The 15469-nt window shown below is 45.7% G+C and carries 13 protein-coding genes and 1 tRNA gene; 11 read left to right on the top strand and 3 right to left on the bottom strand.

Annotation, left to right across the window (positions count from 1 at the left end):
- The coding region (locus ACTXGJ_RS10860; RefSeq protein WP_443565969.1) for a type I restriction enzyme subunit R domain-containing protein at positions 1-1683 on the top strand (1683 nt) is incomplete at its 5' end.
- Positions 1684-1829: 146 nt separating this feature from the next.
- Here the strand turns inward: ACTXGJ_RS10860 and ACTXGJ_RS10855 are convergent.
- Positions 1830-1906, bottom strand: a tRNA-Arg gene (locus tag ACTXGJ_RS10855).
- 318 nt (positions 1907-2224) lie between these two features.
- Here ACTXGJ_RS10855 and ACTXGJ_RS10850 point away from each other — a divergent pair.
- The 4 genes from ACTXGJ_RS10850 to queF all read left to right on the top strand — a co-directional run bounded on the left by ACTXGJ_RS10850 (position 2225) and on the right by queF (position 5957).
- Positions 2225-2899, top strand: a complete 675-nt coding sequence (locus ACTXGJ_RS10850; RefSeq protein ID WP_443565968.1) for a c-type cytochrome — start codon at positions 2225-2227, stop codon at positions 2897-2899.
- Positions 2900-3253: 354 nt separating this feature from the next.
- Positions 3254-4216 (top strand): ABC transporter ATP-binding protein, encoded by a 963-nt coding sequence (locus ACTXGJ_RS10845; protein WP_439244037.1) that lies wholly within the window; start codon positions 3254-3256, stop codon positions 4214-4216.
- A gap of 32 nt (positions 4217-4248) precedes the next feature.
- Positions 4249-5022, top strand: a complete 774-nt coding sequence (locus ACTXGJ_RS10840) for an ABC transporter permease (protein WP_439244165.1) — start codon at positions 4249-4251, stop codon at positions 5020-5022.
- 62 nt (positions 5023-5084) lie between these two features.
- Entirely contained in the window at positions 5085-5957 is an 873-nt protein-coding gene (gene queF / locus ACTXGJ_RS10835; RefSeq protein WP_443565967.1) for an NADPH-dependent 7-cyano-7-deazaguanine reductase QueF, read from the top strand.
- 78 nt (positions 5958-6035) lie between these two features.
- Here the strand turns inward: queF and ACTXGJ_RS10830 are convergent, their stop codons facing one another.
- Positions 6036-7757 (bottom strand): proline--tRNA ligase, encoded by a 1722-nt coding sequence (locus ACTXGJ_RS10830; RefSeq protein ID WP_443565966.1) that lies wholly within the window; start codon positions 7755-7757, stop codon positions 6036-6038.
- A 460-nt stretch (positions 7758-8217) separates the two neighbouring features.
- Between ACTXGJ_RS10830 and ACTXGJ_RS10825 the strand changes: the two genes are divergently transcribed.
- The gene (locus ACTXGJ_RS10825) at positions 8218-8976 is read left to right on the top strand and encodes a DUF4230 domain-containing protein (RefSeq protein WP_443565965.1); all 759 of its coding nucleotides are present in this window, start codon (positions 8218-8220) and stop codon (positions 8974-8976) included.
- Between the two features lie 98 nt (positions 8977-9074).
- Here the strand turns inward: ACTXGJ_RS10825 and ACTXGJ_RS10820 are convergent, their stop codons facing one another.
- On the bottom strand, positions 9075-10721 hold the full coding sequence (locus tag ACTXGJ_RS10820; protein WP_443565964.1) for a cryptochrome/photolyase family protein: 1647 nt from the start codon (positions 10719-10721) through the stop codon (positions 9075-9077).
- 185 nt (positions 10722-10906) lie between these two features.
- On the opposite strand from ACTXGJ_RS10820, the gene ACTXGJ_RS10815 reads away from it, so the two are divergent.
- The 5 genes from ACTXGJ_RS10815 to accD all read left to right on the top strand — a co-directional run bounded on the left by ACTXGJ_RS10815 (position 10907) and on the right by accD (position 15277).
- Positions 10907-11554, top strand: coding sequence for a phosphoribosylanthranilate isomerase (locus ACTXGJ_RS10815; RefSeq protein ID WP_443565963.1), 648 nt, complete (start codon positions 10907-10909; stop codon positions 11552-11554).
- A complete protein-coding gene (locus ACTXGJ_RS10810; protein ID WP_443565962.1) occupies positions 11545-11883 on the top strand; it encodes a hypothetical protein in 339 nt (112 codons plus the stop codon). Before ACTXGJ_RS10815 ends, ACTXGJ_RS10810 begins: the two co-directional genes overlap by 10 nt.
- Positions 11884-11976: 93 nt before the next feature.
- Complete coding sequence (gene trpB / locus ACTXGJ_RS10805) at positions 11977-13242, top strand: tryptophan synthase subunit beta (protein ID WP_443565961.1); 1266 nt, start codon at positions 11977-11979, stop codon at positions 13240-13242.
- Positions 13243-13316: 74 nt separating this feature from the next.
- Positions 13317-14135, top strand: coding sequence for a tryptophan synthase subunit alpha (gene trpA / locus ACTXGJ_RS10800; RefSeq protein WP_443565960.1), 819 nt, complete (start codon positions 13317-13319; stop codon positions 14133-14135).
- A gap of 236 nt (positions 14136-14371) precedes the next feature.
- On the top strand, positions 14372-15277 hold the full coding sequence (gene accD, locus ACTXGJ_RS10795; RefSeq protein WP_439244167.1) for an acetyl-CoA carboxylase, carboxyltransferase subunit beta: 906 nt from the start codon (positions 14372-14374) through the stop codon (positions 15275-15277).
- The last annotated feature ends 192 nt before the right edge of the window (positions 15278-15469 follow it).

Below are 15469 nucleotides of genomic sequence, written 5' to 3'. Positions count from 1 at the left end.
AATCCTGACTTGCCAGCCGCTAGTGATAACCTGCCAGCCGCTTATCATGTCTATTCTATGCGCCAAGCCATCGAAGAGGGCTTTATCTTAGATGTGCTAAAAAACTACACCAACTACAAAGTGATGTATCAGCTTACCCAAAAGCTGGCTAGCGATGACGATGAGGTCAATGCTCGCCGCGCCAAAATTAAGCTGGGTAGCTGGGTGCGACTGCACGAGCACAATATCGCGCAGAAAGTGAAAATCATCATTGAGCACTTTAACGACAACATCAAAGGCTTACTCGGCGGGCAAGCCAAAGCCATGGTGGTGACAGGCTCACGTAAAGAAGCGGTACGTTATAAGCTAGCCTTTGATAAATATATCAGTGATTACAGTTACCGCGGTATCAATGCTATGGTCGCCTTCTCAGGAGAGGTCACCTTTAATGACAATGATCCTGATAGCGGCGCGCTACTTAGCGAGAAGTTCACTGAGCATAATATGAATATCGGGCTAAAAGGCCGTGATATGCGTAAAGCCTTTGATAGTGATGATTATCAAGTGATGCTAGTGGCCAATAAGTTCCAAACAGGCTTTGATCAGCCGAAGCTCTGCGCCATGTACGTCGATAAGAAGCTCACGGGCGTGGACTGTGTACAGACCTTATCAAGGCTGAATCGTACCTATAAGGGTAAGGCTGAGAGCGGCACCTTTGTGCTCGATTTCTTTAATGATCCTGAAGATATCCTAGAGGCCTTCCAGCCGTACTATGAGACCGCAAGCTTAGTGGATGTGTCTGACCCCGATCAGGTTCACCATCTCTTTGATAAACTATGTGCGCCTCAAATTTTCTTACGGAATGAGGTCGAGCAGTTTGTTGATGCTTTCTATAGTAAGAATAAGTCTAATGCTGCCATTAGCAATATCTGCAAGCCAGCGGTTGAGCGTTGGCAGAAGCGCTACAGCCAAGCACGCGAGCAAGCCCAGCATGCTAAGGAAATGCTTGAGCGTACCAAAGCGACAGGCGATGTGGTGCTGATGACCAATGCCGAGAATGACTACAAAGGTTTTAAGGCTGATCAAGATGCGCTAGAGATCTTTAAAAAGGATTTAGGTACTTTCACCCGTCAATATGAGTTTATGTCGCAGATTGTCGATTATGATAGCAAAGATCTAGAAAAGCTGAGCCTATACGCGCGTAACTTACAGCCCATGCTACGTGAAAGCGTGAACGATGAAGATGATATTGATCTGACCAACATCGTCATGAGTCACTACCGTGTCTCAAAGCTGCATCAGCAAGATCTAAAGCTACAAGAGGGCAGTGGTGAGCTGGAAGCTGGCGGCGGCGCTGGTACGGCCAAACCTAAAGATAAAGAAGAAGAGCTGTTATCAAAAGTCATTAACCGGTTAAATGAAGTGTTCGCTGGTGAGGACTTTACCGATAAAGACATGATCAATTTCCAAAACACGATTTGGGATAAAGTGACTGAAAATGAGATTGTGGTAAAGCAGTTTAGTAATAACAGTACCGATCAGATTATGCTAGGTGGCTATCCTGATGCGGCGATGGATGCGTTATTTGAGAGCCAAGAAGCGTATGAAGGTATGACCATGCACTTACTGTCTAACCCTGATCAGTTTAAGAAGTTCATTAGATTGATGCTAGAGACTAAACTTGACAATAAGCTGAGTGCTTAGGTGGTGTTTATGAGTAGTGCTAAGTGATGTTATGACGAGTGGTATAAGCGTTTATTGTAACTTGATAGAGGAAATACAGACACAAAAAAACCTCAAACAATCTAATACTTGAGGCGAAACTTCAATAAATCTTAAGTTTAAAATCATGGTGCGCTCGGCGGGAATCGAACCCACGACCCTCGGCTTCGGAGACCGATACTCTATCCAACTGAGCTACGAGCGCTTGTCTAAAAATAAAGACCGCTTAGTCTAACAAATAAAAGCAGCAAAGCCAACGACTGATGCTGAGCTTTATGTTTTTTTGCGAAAAAACAGTATAGTCAGTAAACAAGCATGGCAATTTACCCGCCTTTTCCCTTATAATGTTAGGGAGAATTCATACTGATAAATAATCACCGATGACAAGTGCGACTGCATATAGAATAATAATGCCTGCTGCATAACGGCCAACTAGAGAATGATAAAAGTTATGCCGTTATAAGGGTAAGGCGTCAGCTATTCAAATGCCGCCGCTTGTCGATGTAATAAGAGAACGTGACGAATGAGAAAAGTAGTGATGTTATCGGCAGCTGCCATTCTAGGAATCGCTAGTATCGCTGTGAGCCAAGCTGAAGAAATAGTAGACACACCTGTAGCCGTCTCTGATGTAGAGGAAGCACAGGAGGTGGTAGAAAACGCGCCGCAAGTTTTGGGTGATGAAACCCAAGCAGCGGCTGATACCACCGAAGCAGCAGCAGTGGCTGAAGGTGATGCGGCAATGGCTGAGGACGACGTGGCGGCTGACGAAACGGTGCAAGCGGCAGCAGCACCTGCTGTTGAAGAAGAGCCAATCCCTGAAGATACACCACAAGTGCAAAAGCTTATCGCTCTATATCCCAACCTCATTGCTCGTATTCAGCCTGTCGGTAACGTCTGTTTTGAGGGCGAGACTTGTAACGTCACTACTCGCGCCGCCGGACCCGTCGCAGGCGCAGGCCCTCGTGATGGCGCAACGGTCTACAATGCCGTATGCCAAACGTGTCACGCTTCAGGCCTATTAGGCTCGCCTATGTTGGGTGACGCTGGCGCTTGGGGCCCACGTATCTCCAAAGGCGAAGAGACTCTATATGATCATGCCATTAACGGCTTCAATGCTATGCCTGCCAAAGGTGGCGCTTCTATCCCTGATGAAGAAGTACAGAACGCGGTGGATTATATGATTGCGGAAGCGAGTTAAGCCGCTATATCGCTATTATTTAATCAATAAGTAATCATTAACAAGCAGTCGTTTTTTGAATGAGCGTCTATTTCATAAGTTGAGATAGGCGCTTTTTTTGATGGCTTACTTTAGAGGGCGTTCTATTGCGAGCATAGTACAAAAAACAGTACTGATAGCTTAGCAATGGTTCAAAGCGATGATTGGAATTATTGATAGCGTGTTTTAAGTCTTTTAGACGATAGGTCAGTTGAAATATCTCTTAACCAACCTCACTTAGACAGCTTGCAGCAATAATAATAAAACAGCCTGATAGAAACTTTTAGAAACGTTGAAACGTTATAAACTATTTATATCATTAATAAAGAGGTCTTCATGTCTGAGGTACCAGCACTTGAAATTAAGAACTTATCCAAAACTTATGATAATGGGTTTTCGGCTTTAAAAGGGACCAATCTAACCGTGCCGCAAGGTGGGTTCTTTGCGCTGCTCGGGCCTAACGGTGCTGGCAAATCAACGATGATCGGTATCATCAGCTCGCTATTTAAGCCAACGACTGGCAGTGTGGAGATCTTTGGTACCGATTTATTAGCCAATCCTTCAGTCGCTAAGCAGTACCTTGGCGTGGTGCCGCAAGAGTTTAATTTCAACATGTTTGAGAAAGTTGAAGATATCTTGATCACCCAAGCGGGTTACTTCGGTATACCGGCTAGTGAAGCCAAGCCGCGTGCCAAGCGCCTGTTAACTGCTTTAGGGCTATGGGATAAACGCGGGAGTAAAGCGCGTGAGCTATCGGGCGGCATGAAACGGCGTTTGATGATTGCTCGCGCTCTGATTCACAAGCCAAAGCTCCTCATCCTCGATGAGCCGACGGCAGGTGTCGATATCGAGCTGCGCCGCTCTATGTGGGAGTTTATGCAGCAGATCAACGTTGAAGAAAATACGACGATTATTCTGACCACGCATTATTTGGAGGAAGCGGAACAGCTGTGTAAGCGCATCGCTATCTTGGATCACGGCGAGATACGCATCAATACTGAAATGAAAGATTTGCTTGGGCAGTTATCGGTTGAAACCTTTGTTCTGGACTTAACCAAACCGCTGACGGAGTCTTTAGTTATTGAGCAAGTCACTGACATTGTGCAGCCTGATGAGATGACCCTTGAGGTGACCTTAACTCAAGGTGAAACCCTCAACTGCGTTTTTGAGCAATTAACAGAGCGCGATATTGATGTCGCTAGTATGCGTAATAAATCGAACCGGCTAGAAGAGTTGTTTATGCGTTTGGTGGAGCAAAACATTCAGAGTGCCGATAGCATGAAGGAGGCAGGACTATGAGAGAGCCCGTCGTTGTAAATCCGAATGAGTCTATGTCTTGGAGCAAAAAATGGGTGGCTTTTAAGACCATCCTGCTAAAAGAGATTCGCCGTATTCTGCGTATTTGGCCACAGACTTTACTGCCTCCTGTCATTACCATGACCTTGTACTTTATTATCTTTGGCCGCATGATCGGCGATAGAGTTGGTGAGATGGGCGGCGTGCCTTATATGCAGTTCATCGTCCCGGGCCTTATCATGATGGCGGTGATTACCAATAGCTACTCAAATGTGGTCTCAAGCTTTTTTAGTGCTAAATTTACCGCCAGTATCGAGGAGCTACTGGTATCGCCGGTGTCCAAGCATGCGATTTTGACTGGCTATGTCAGCGGCGGTATCTTTCGCGGCTTGGTGATTGCGATCATTGTCTCTATCGTGGCGCTGTTTTTTACCGACTTAGGCATTGAGCATTTATTCGTCACTATCTTTACCGTATTAGGAACGTCTATTTTGTTTTCCTTAGGCGGTTTTATTAACGCGGTATTTGCGCGCTCCTTCGACGATATTTCCATCATTCCAAGCTTTGTTTTGACGCCACTGACTTTTTTGGGCGGGGTGTTTTATTCGATGGAAGGCTTGTCAACTTTTTGGCAAAACGTGTCGTTATTGAACCCGATTGTCTATATGGTAAATTCTTTCCGCTACGGTATTTTGGGTTACTCTGACGTTAACGTCTGGTATTCGATGGCGGCTATTTTTGTCTTTTGCGTGGTGTTCTATATTATCTCCTATCGCTTGTTAAGTGACGGCTCGCGGATTCGCTTGTAGTTCGATGTTAAGACGGTTAGTTTTAATAAGTAACGTTTACTAGCAAAGAGAAAAGGCAGGTTATGAGTATCCACGGTATTTTAGGCGAGCAAACCACCGACTATCCCACTGAGTATAGTCCCGAAACCTTATATCCAATTGAACGCAGTATGGGGCGCGAGGCTATTGACTGGCAAGCTGATAAACTCAATATGGGTATGGACTGGTGGCACGCTTTTGAGGTGTCTTGGCTAAATACCCAAGGTATCTCGCAAGTAGCGATGGCGCGTTTTAGTATTCCTGCAACGTCCGCTTTTATCGTGGAGTCCAAATCGCTTAAGCTTTATCTTAATAGCATTGACTTTACTAAGTTTGCCTGTTGGGATGACGTAGAGGCGCTGCTTGCAAAAGACCTCTCGGCGTGTGCGCAGGGTGAGGTAAAAGTTGAATTGTTTGATTTGACAAAGATTGACTCTGAGCTGTTAATTACGCAGCCTAACGGCGCTTGTATTGATAATGCACTAGCAGATAGTACCGATAAAGTGGCTCTAACACTGCATCCTGATGCTTCGCTATTACAGAGCAAACCGATAGATAATAAACAGGAAGTATCTAATAAGGAGAGTAGGGAGCCTTACGCTTTTTATTCTAACCTTCTGCGTAGTAACTGCCCAGTGACCAATCAGCCCGATTGGGGAACTTTGGCGGTAGAGATGAGTAGCGATATCGAAGTTGATGACGCGAGTATGCTGCGCTATATTTTGAGCTTCCGCCAACACAATGGCTTTCATGAGCAGTGTGTCGAGCAGATATTTGCCGATTTAAGCGAGCGTTTTAAACCTACAGCTTTAATGGTTAGAGCATGGTACACGCGCCGCGGTGGTATCGATATCAATCCTTGTCGCGTCAGTGATATCTCGCTATTGCCTAAGCCGAGTCGTTTGATTCGTCAGTAGTGGGTGCTAATCAAGCATGAAGCATAAAAATAGCCTAGCTCAATCAATGAGCTAGGCTATTTTTTATATAAAAGCGTATTAACCAACTACCTTTGCCAATACTTCCTCGCGGCTCAGCATTTGCTTTTCACTATCGCGGCGATCGACGTACTCGTATTTACCTTCAGCTAAGTTACGATCGGAGACCACAATACGATGTGGTATACCAACCAGTTCAAGATCAGCAAACTTGACCCCAGGGCGCTCGTTACGATCATCGAGTAGGACATTGACGCCTTTTGCTTTTAGCTCTTCATAAAGCGCGGTCGCGGTCTGCATCACGGTGTCTTCTTTAGACTTCATTGGTACAATAGCCACTTCAAACGGCGCCAATGAATCCTCAACGTCTGGCGTTTGTGGCCACATGATACCGTTTTCATCGTTATTTTGCTCGATAGCAGCAGCGATAATACGGCTAACGCCGATACCGTAGCAGCCCATCATTAAGGTGACGGGCTTGCCATCTTCGCCAGAAACGGTCGCATTCATCGCTTGTGAGTACTTATCGCCCAATTGGAAGATGTGACCGACCTCGATACCGCGCTTGATCTTCAAAGTCCCTTTACCGTCAGGAGAGGGGTCGCCTTCTTGGACGTTACGCACATCAACGATGCGAGTGATACGGGTGTCACGTACCCAGTTCATACCGATAGTATGTTTATTAACGACATTCGCGCCCGCTACGAAGTCGGATAAAGTGGCTGCTGAGCGATCGACAAACACCGGCATATCTAGATCAACGCCGATATAGCCTTTATGGAGACCTGCCGCTTTTAGCTCTGCATCAGAGGCCATGGTTAAAGGCACATTGGCTTCTTCAATTTTTTCAGCTTTAATGGTGTTAAGCTGATGATCGCCGCGCAAAACTATTGCGATTAACTGCGGCGTATCGTCTTCTTTATGACCATGGACGATCAAGGTTTTGACGGTGTTAGCCAGCGGGATATCTAAGTGTTCAGCGACCATCTTACAAGAGGTCATGCCTTCGGTGAGCACATCCTCACGCGCTTGCTTTGGCGGTTGACGCTCAGCCATGTTAAAGGATAGTGATTCGGCAAGCTCAACGTTCGCTGCATAGTCAGAGGCGTCCGAAAAGGCGATATCATCTTCGCCGCTGTCGGCTAACACGTGGAACTCGTGCGATGCAAAGCCGCCGATAGAACCGGTGTCTGCCTGCACGGCGCGAAAATCTAGGCCTAGACGGGTAAAGATACGCGTATAAGCGTCATACATATCCCGATAAGTCTTGGCAAGCGAGGCTTGATCGACATGAAAAGAGTAGGCGTCTTTCATGGTAAATTCGCGCGCTCGCATCACACCGAAGCGCGGACGAATCTCATCACGGAATTTGCCTTGAATCTGGAAAAACGTAATCGGTAGCTGCTTATAGCTACGCAGCTCGCTTTGAGCCAATGTGGTGATGACCTCTTCGTGCGTGGGCCCGAGTACAAAGTCGCGATCGTGGCGGTCTTTGAAACGTAGCAGCTCAGGGCCGTAATCTTCGAAACGCCCGGTGGTTTGCCATAGCTCAGCGGGCTGAGTCATCGGCATGAGCACTTCTTGCGCGCCGATATTTTGCATCTCCTCACGGACGATACGTTCCACCTTCTGTAGGACGCGTAGTCCCAAAGGCAACCAAATATAGAGTCCAGAAGCGATTTTACGAATAAGACCGGCACGCACCATCAATTGGCTTGAGGCGATATCGGCATCACTTGGAGTCTCTTTTAGCGTGGCGAACAAGAACTGACTGGCTTTCATAAATAAAGCGTAACCTTATCTTCAATCATACAATAAATAAAAAAGACGCTAAACGTAAGGCTAAAATTTTATGCCAGCGCTAGCTTGCCTTGGTAAAAAGTCGCTGAAACGAGTCGATTAACGATTTTATAATAGAGCTTTTATAGTGCCTCAGCGTAACCTGTCTATGTTAGGTAAAGTTAGGCTCAGACGCAATGACTTTTTGTCATTTCCATCCTAGCAAGTCCTTATTATTAAAACAAAGCGAAGGGTTTGAATATCCCTTAATCAGGATTTGTGTAGACAATTAGTAGCGACTCCTTGAAGTTAGACGCTTTGATAGCATTTAAGTATCAGTGTTTATTCATCATAAGCTTATGATTTTAAAATAAATATTCTGCACTGAAGGTTTTAAGCTATTAACGTTTAGCGTTAATAAGCGTTGTATCAACAACCAATAATCCATAAAAAGGTAGCCGCTATGAGTACTCCTGAGCAATCCGCCTCTGACCCTAATAATAGGCTTATTAAAGAGCGTAAGCCGAAGCCAAAAATTGCCAAGATATCGTGGCTATTACTATTTATAGGTTTAGCGGCGTTAGCCTTTGCGATTTATGTGATGCAAAGCAATCCTGAGGAAGAGCCTGTCGAGACGATTACCCGCGAAGGGGTAGTGACGCAAATTCAGCAGCTTAATCGTCTGCAAACGGTGGCTTTTAGTGTCGATACCATTATTACCAGTGAGCGCGAGGGCAGCTGGGCAAAGCTGTGGCAAGATGAGCAAAAGGCCTTATTCATTGCTAAAGGGCGCGTGCAAGCAGGTATCGATCTGAGCGCCTTGACGCCCGAGATGGTACAAGTGGTACAGCCAACCGAGGCGCTCGACGATAACAATGAGCAAAATGCCAGTACTGAAAATCCAGTCGCTATCATGCCAAAGATTAACATCACTATACCGCCTTCAGAGGTCTTTGCCGTATACCTTGATGATATTGAGATATACGACTGGCAGACAGGTGCGTTTGGGATGATGCAAGTTGATCCGACCATATTAGAGCAAGCACAAAGTATGGCCAAAAAAGAAGTGCTTGAGCGCGCCTGCCGCGGTGATGTCATGACTTTAGCCTTGCAAAACGCCCAACAACAATTGCAACAGCTATTTGCCATGACCGGAGCGGTGGTCACAGTGACTACGCAAGGCGCGGGCGCTTGCCGGATGCCGACGAGTACCGCGAGTTAATTTTTATAGCGAATTCATGATAGTAAAAACAGCGCTCAGTTTGTGATAATTGAGCGCTGTCTTTTACGTTGATTTTTAGATGAAAATTTAACTATTCTCTATTTTTTAAACTCAGCAATGGCCAGTTTGCGCACTTTTTTATGCTCAACCATAGGCGCAGGGTAGTCTATATCCGCAAACTTACCGCCTTTTTTCAGCGCCTGACGCATTTTGTCCTCAGAATGCAAAGTACTGGCAGGGATGTCTTTTAGCTCAGGCAGCCAAGTTTTGATAAACTCGCCATTAGCATCATGGCTTTTGCCTTGGCTAAACGGGTTCATAATGCGAAAGTAGGGAGAGGAGTCGGTGCCCGTGGAGGCGCTCCACTGCCAACCGCCATTATTAGAGGCAAAGTCACCATCGATGAGCTGCTGCATAAAGTAGCGCTCGCCCCAGCGCCAATCGATGAGCAAGTCTTTGGTCAAAAACATCGCCGTCACCATGCGCAAGCGATTGTGCATAAAGCCTGTGGCGTTCAGACAACGCATCGCGGCATCAACTAGCGGCACGCCTGTTTTGCCCGCGCACCAAGCAGCAAAGTCGTCTTTATCATACGACCAACTGACCTTGTTATCGGCATCTTCTTTATAGGCTTTATGCTTGATGAGTTTGGGCTTATCGACGAGCACATGACGATAGAAGTCTCGCCAAGCCAGCTCGCTTATCCAACGATTAATGTCCTCATTATCGCTATCATTACCGTGTAGTTTTTCTTGCGCTTGTGCTGCTTGCAGGTAACATAGCCTTGGACTGATAGCGCCAATCGTTAAGTAGGTCGACATATGGCTAGTGCCTTGCAAAATTGGCTTATCACGGCTAACGTCATAGTTGTCGATATCATCAGCGACAAAATCATTTAGACGCTGAATAGCGGCGTCTTCACCAGCCGGATAATCCTCGCGTGCTTGCTTAAGCTGCGCGGGCTTATCGGTGAATAATTGCTCGTCATCGTTTTCTAGGGATTTTTGATAATCAGCGACTATCTTTTGAGCAAGCTTTTCTATACTGGCGCTAGTATTGGCGTTGTCTTTAGCAGAGCTTATCGCCATAGATTTTATGCTGGCTTTGGTTTTATTATTAGCAGTCACTTTTGCGGATTTATGAGCGCTAAGTGAACCTGCTTCCAAAGTATCGCGCCATTTACGATAAAATGGAGTAAAGACTTTATACATACTATCACTGTCGTTAGTGGTAATACTCAGCGGCGGCAATATACACTGATCGTGATGACGAATAAACTCAATATCGTCTTTAGCAAGTTGCTTTGCTAACTTTTCATCACGATCGATCTCATTGCCTTCGTACTCATGATTGGCCATGATAGTAGTGATCTTTAGCTGCTGACAAAGCTCAATGATAGCTTCTATAGATTCATTGAAATCTGCACAGAGATAAACGTTCAAAGTGATGTTTAATTGCTCTTCTAGATCCTGCGCTAGAATCGGCAAAGTGCGTGCGATATGATCGACTTGTGTGAGCGAGTCATCGTGCTCATGCCACTGCTCAGGAGTGATAAAGTAGACGGCGGTAACAGGCGCTTCATTGGCATTAGCGTGTTCACAAATAGCGGCCAAAGCGGTATTGTCATGCACGCGTAAATCACGGCGAAACCACATTAGATAATGGGGCAGATGTGCATTATTATCTGACTTTTCTTTACTATCGTTATCTTTACCGCTGCTAGTTGCCGCTGCCTTTTTAGACATTGAAAAATCCTTATGGTAATCATAAACAAAACTATGAATAAAAGTATGCTAGGATAAGTTTTTGGATGCAATTGATTTGCTCTTTATTTAACAAATTATATCCATATCTAGTGATAGATGTTTCGATCAACAACTACTCCTACCTTATTAAGACAATCCTTAAGTTAATTGGTTAAGGCTAAAAGATGCAGGTAAAATTTTGCGGATTCACTCAGCTTGCTGATATTAAAGCAGCCACCCAGCTAGGGGTCGATGCTGTAGGCTTAGTGTTTTATCCGCCAAGTCCGCGTGCGGTGTCCATAGCGCAAGCGCAGCAATTGACTACCGGAGTGCCAGCCTTTACTAGCGTCGTCGCCTTAGTGGTCAATATGGATAAAGACGAGCTTATGGAGTTAGCCGATAAAGTCGCTTTTGATATTATCCAGTTTCATGGCGATGAGAGTCCTGAGCAATGTCAGCAACTGGCTAATAGCGTGCATAAACGCTGGATAAAAGCACTACGTGTCAACATTGAGCAAGATACGCTAGCAAGTGTCAATGCTCAAATTAATGATTTTGCTAAAGCTGGCGCGAGTAGTATTTTACTCGATGCTTATAATCCGCAGAAATATGGCGGTACCGGTGATCAGTTTGATTGGGATTTAATCCCAACAGACAGTGCGCTGCCGATTATTTTGGCAGGCGGGCTAGATATTAACAATGTCGCGGCGACTTTAGATCTGCCGATTTATGCGGTTGATGTGAGCGGCGGCATTGAGTCTGCTAAAGGTAAAAAAGATAAAGAAAAAATGCGCGGCTTTATGAAAGCGGTTAAACGAGATCGATGGCAATGATCGGTGAAGAGATTGATTATGGCAAAGATCAAGCAAAAGGGTTTTATCGATTTACTTGGCTCTGCTGTATTTTAGGTATCATTGTTTTCAGATCTCTAGCTTATATTGGACTGGTTGAGCAACAAATTGCGTTAGGCGGTAGATATGGCTCCCCTGTTTCTCATTATACGGGTGCAGCCGCTGTCTTCCACGGCTATTTTTTCTTTAGCTGTGCTTTTGCCTGTTTTGCCGCAGGGTTTTGGTATTGGCAATTTAAATATTTGATTTGGATACTGCTAGCTGTCATTTGGCTAGGCTGTTTATTCGCCATTCATTATTTTATTCCATAGATACTATTACTGATCCTATACAGCCCACTGCCTTTGCTACTTTCCCTTTAACTTATAAGCATTTTTAAAATTTATTATCTACAGGATATTTTGATGAGTACTATAACCGAAGCTAATTCAGCACAAGCTATAAATACTTTTACTAACCCAAAAAACGTAGCCGACTTCAACCAATACCCCGATCCTCGTGGTCATTTTGGGGTGCATGGCGGTCGCTTTGTCTCTGAGACTCTAATGGCAGCGCTAGAAGAGCTTGAAACGCTTTATACTAAAGTCAAAGCCGATCCGGCCTTTTGGGAAGAGTATCATAACGACTTGGTCAATTACGTCGGTCGTCCGACACCACTGTATCACGCCAAGCGTTTGAGCGATGAGATAGGCGGCGCACAAATTTACTTCAAACGTGAAGATCTCAATCATACCGGCGCGCACAAGGTCAATAACACTATCGGGCAAGCGCTACTAGCGAAGATGAGCGGCAAAAAACGCATCATCGCGGAGACTGGTGCGGGTCAGCATGGCGTAGCGACGGCTACTATTGCCGCACGGTTAGGATTAGAGTGTATCGTCTATATGGGCGCGGACGACGTCGAGCGACAAAAAATGAACGTCTACCGCATGCGTTTGCTTGGCACAACAGTAGTGCCAGTAACGTCAGGTTCGCGTACTTTAAAAGATGCAATGAATGAAGCCATGCGCGATTGGGTGACGAATGTCGATACTACGTACTATATAATTGGTACGGTCGCGGGTCCGCATCCTTATCCGTTATTGGTACGTGATTTTCAAGCGATTATCGGTAAAGAGACGCGCGTACAGCATCAACAGCAAACGGGCAGATTACCGGACGCGCTTGTCGCTTGTGTTGGCGGTGGCTCCAATGCTATCGGTTTATTCTTTGACTTTTTAAACGATACTGACGTGAAGATGTATGGTGTTGAAGCTACTGGCGATGGTATCGAAACCGGACGCCATTCTGCGCCACTCGCTGCAGGTCGTATTGGCGTGTTGCATGGTAACCGAACTTATCTAATGGCAGATGACGAGGGTCAGATTCAAGAAACGCATTCGATCTCTGCCGGTCTTGATTACCCAGGTGTTGGCCCTGAGCATAGCTTTCTAAAAGATATGAACCGTGTCGAATATGTCGGCTGTACTGATAAAGAAGCGTTAGAAGGCTTCCATGAAGTCACGCGTAAAGAAGGCATTATCCCAGCCCTTGAGACCGCTCATGCTTGTGCTTATGCGTTAAAACTGGCCAAAACCATGACCCCTGAACAGACCATCGTGGTCAATATGTCAGGTCGCGGTGATAAAGATCTGCATTCGGTGATGAAGGCGGAAGGCATTGAGTTGTAGCATTCAATAATATGATTAATAGAGGCTGATAATAGCCTCTCGTTTTATTAAATAAATAATAATTAGAGAAAATTATGACCCGAATTGAAAGTACCTTTGCAACCTTAAAATCGCAAAATAAAAAAGCGCTAATTCCTTATGTAATGGCTGGTGATCCTAATCCTAGTAGCTTTGTAGGCTTGCTGCATGATTTAGTCAAGCATGGCGCAGATATGATTGAGGTTGGTTTACCTTTCTCTGACCCTATGGCCGATGGTCCGACCGTTGCTTTAGCAGGTGAACGCGCATTAGCGGCGGGCACGAGCACTCGTGATGCGCTAAATATGGTTGCTGAGTTTCGTAAGCAAGATACACAGACGCCTATTATCCTGATGGGTTATCTCAATCCTGTTGAAATCATTGGTTATGATAACTTCGTACAGCTCTGTGAGCAGGCAGGCGTTGATGGCATCCTCATGGTTGATTTACCGCCAGCAGAGGCGGGTAGCTTTACTCAGCATTTATCAGAGCATGCGATGAATGAGATCTTCTTATTATCGCCGACGACTTTGCCTGAGCGCCGTGAGCAAGTCTTGACCCATTGTGGCGGTTATATTTATTACGTCTCGCTCAAAGGCGTCACCGGTTCAGCCACGCTTGATACGACTGATGTCGCGCAGCAAGTCCAAGCGATCAAAGCGGAGACTGATTTGCCAGTGTGTGTCGGCTTTGGTATCCGTGATGGCGCCTCAGCCAAAGCCATTGGTGAGCACGCGGATGGTGTCATTGTCGGGAGTGCTTTAGTGCAGAACTTTGCCGATATTGATGGGAACGATAGTAAGGCGGTAGCCGAAGCGCAGCAGCGTATTATGACTCAGATGGATGAGCTAAGAGGTGCTTTAGATAGTTTGTAGTATTATCCTACTTAGGGTCTAATACTCTATCGGTCCGAGCAAGCTGTTGTTAATAGTCGCTAATCGCAATAGGTTTAATAGCTTTGCTAATTTTAGTTTACGTGTGTAAACTAAGACCATATCTGCAATGATGTATAAGCAGTAATCCATAACACTATAAATGGTTATGAGCAAACGTGCCGGATAACCTTTTGATAATGGCGAATAATATGACTGAGACTATAGAAAAACCTGAGATGTCAGAGGATAGTACCAAAACCAGTACCGATACGGCAGGCCAATCGTGGTTTAATCGTCCTGTACCCGGCATCAAGCAGCAGCTCACGCCGCAATTAACAGCGGTTGAGACTGAGCCTTCAACCAAGTGCCCAAACTGTCTATCGATGATTACTAACACGGCGCTTATCTTTAACTGTTATGTCTGTCCCCACTGCGATCATCATCTTGCGATGACGGCTCGTGAACGCTTACAATGGTTTTTGGAGCAAGTCGATGGCGAGCTTGGGCAAGAGTTTGTCGCAAAAGATCCGTTAGGATTTGTCGATAGTAAGCCATATCCTGAGCGCATGGAGCAAGCGCAGACCAAGACAGGCGAGAGCGAAGCGCTGATCGTGCTATACGGCAAGCTGCGCAATCTTGAAGTGGTAGCCTGCGCTTTTGACTTTCAGTTTATGGGCGGCTCTATGGGCTCAGTAGTCGGCGATCGCTTTGTACAAGCGGCGGAGAAGTCTTTAGCAGAGCGTAAGCCTTTGGTTTGTTTTGCTGCCTCTGGGGGCGCGCGTATGCAAGAAGGGTTACTATCCTTGATGCAGATGGCGCGTACTGCAGCTGCCGTTGAGCGCCTGCGTCTGGCAGGTATTCCTTATATTGTAGTGCTGACTAACCCTGTGTACGGCGGCGTTACTGCATCTCTCGCTATGCTTGGTGATATCCATTTAGCCGAACCAAAAGCGATGATAGGTTTTGCCGGCAAGCGGGTGATTGAGCAAACTGTCCGCGAAACTTTAGAAGAGCCGTTCCAACGTGCTGAGTTTTTGCTAGAGCACGGCGTTGTCGATGAAGTGGTGCATCGTCATCAAATGATAGACACTATTTATCGCCTCCTTGCTAAGCTTTGTCATCAGCCCAACGTTGACGCTTAGCCGAAGATTTAGTACCGCTTTGAGCTGAACTAACAGCTTCTTTAATAGCATTTATCGTGAATAGCGGTAAGTGCTATTTTTTGGTTTTGACTTGTCATTTTGAATTGGGGTTTTGAGCAAATTTGCTATACACTTTGAGGCAAATATAATTACGGTTTATAGTTCTTTTCATGCCCATTTTTGATATAGGTT

It is taken from the genome of Psychrobacter sp. 1Y11, from assembly GCF_052259045.1.
Taxonomy (GTDB): Bacteria; Pseudomonadota; Gammaproteobacteria; order Pseudomonadales; family Moraxellaceae; genus Psychrobacter.
The sequence above is the reverse complement of the archived record's forward strand: the minus strand, read 5'-3'. Positions and strand labels throughout refer to the sequence as shown.